The sequence below is a fragment of the Myxococcus vastator genome (assembly GCF_010894475.1).
Taxonomy (GTDB): Bacteria; Myxococcota; Myxococcia; order Myxococcales; family Myxococcaceae; genus Myxococcus; species Myxococcus vastator.
The window spans coordinates 1-1,207 of record NZ_JAAIYB010000868.1; the positions used below are offsets into that span (position 1 = coordinate 1).

The following is a 1,207-nucleotide window of genomic DNA, read 5'->3' on the forward strand; positions in this document are numbered from 1 at the left end:
CTAGTCCTTCGACCGCAGCATGTCGCGGCGTGAGTAGTGGAACGTCGCGCGTGCCTTGCGCGAGGTGAAGCGCCAGGTGAAGCGCAGGTGCTGGCGGTTGACGTCGCGCCGCCAGGCAGCCGTCTCGTGTTGAAGCATGGAGAGCGTCGCGATGCGGCGCGTGCCCAGGCACTGGCGGGACAGGATGCTGAGGCCGACTTCGGCTTGGTCCAGCCAACTGCCGTGCTTGGGCGTGTAGTGCACGGTGAAGCGGCTCCAGAGGGCGTGGCCTTTCTTCTGGCCAAAGGTGTCCGTCAGCGTCTTCTCGCAATGGGTGTTGAGGTTGTCCCAGACGAGGTGGATGGTGCGCGCCTTGGGGTAGGCGTCCGCGACGTGCTTGAGGGCGCGGGCGGTGCGCGCCGCGGTGCGGTCGGCCGTGGCCTCCACGCGGTGACGCCCAGCGAGCGGCTCGACACTGTAGAAGAGGTTGGCGCTGCCCTTGCGCACGTACTCGTAGTCCCGCTGGGCCACGTGGCCAGGGCGAGTGGGCTTCGGGGCCCGCGCGTCCTCGTGTAGGGGCACAGGCTTCTCGTCGAAGCAGACGACGGGCTCGCAGGCCGAGTAGGGCCTCTCATACACGTCCAGCACCTCCTCCATCCGCCGCTGGTACTCAGGGGTGAGGCGCGGGATGCAGAACCTTTTTTTCCCGCCACGGCTTGATGTCGTGGTGTTTCAGAAGCAGGCGCACCGTCTCGCGCCCGACCGTTTTCACCAGGCCGCGCGTTTTGGCCTCCTGGGCCACCAGCCGCACCGTCCAACGCGCGTGGCCCACGGGAGGTGGCGAGCAGACGAGCGACACCAGTTGCGTCTCGTGTCGCGCGTCCAATAACCGCGCGCTGCCTGGCCGCTCGCGCTCGAAGAGGGCCTGGGCAAGTCCCTCCTCCAAGTAGCGCAGGCCGATGCGCCGCACCAGGTCCCGCGTGGTGCCCAGCGCCAGGCACACCTCGGACGAGTGTCGTCCCTCGTCCAGCAACTGCAACACCCGAGCCCGTTTGAAGATTCGTGCCGAAATGAGGCCGTGCGACAGCAGCGCCCTCACCTGTCGGCGGTCCTCCGCCTTCAACTTCAACTTGATGGGCGCCGCCTGCTTCCTTGCCGTGGGCTTCATGAGCCACCCCCTCATACAACCAGCGGCTCATGCCTTAACTTCGCGCAGTCTGAGGACTAG

At 66.9% G+C, this 1,207-nt stretch carries 2 protein-coding genes; both read right to left on the minus strand.

Annotated features, from left to right (window positions below; translation table 11 throughout):
• Positions 1 to 618, minus strand: a complete 618-nt coding sequence (locus tag G4D87_RS37965) for an IS630 family transposase (RefSeq protein ID WP_163787616.1) — start codon at positions 616 to 618, stop codon at positions 1 to 3.
• 31 nt (positions 619 to 649) lie between these two features.
• Positions 650 to 1,147, minus strand: a complete 498-nt coding sequence (locus G4D87_RS37970) for a helix-turn-helix domain-containing protein (RefSeq protein ID WP_163787617.1) — start codon at positions 1,145 to 1,147, stop codon at positions 650 to 652.
• Positions 1,148 to 1,207 lie beyond the last annotated feature (60 nt).

What these genes read in the sequence shown, in the direction of transcription:
- G4D87_RS37970 (WP_163787617.1), bottom strand. Translation starts at nt 1,147, where the DNA reads ATGAAGCCCACGGCAAGGAAGCAGGCGGCGCCCATCAAGTTGAAGTTG.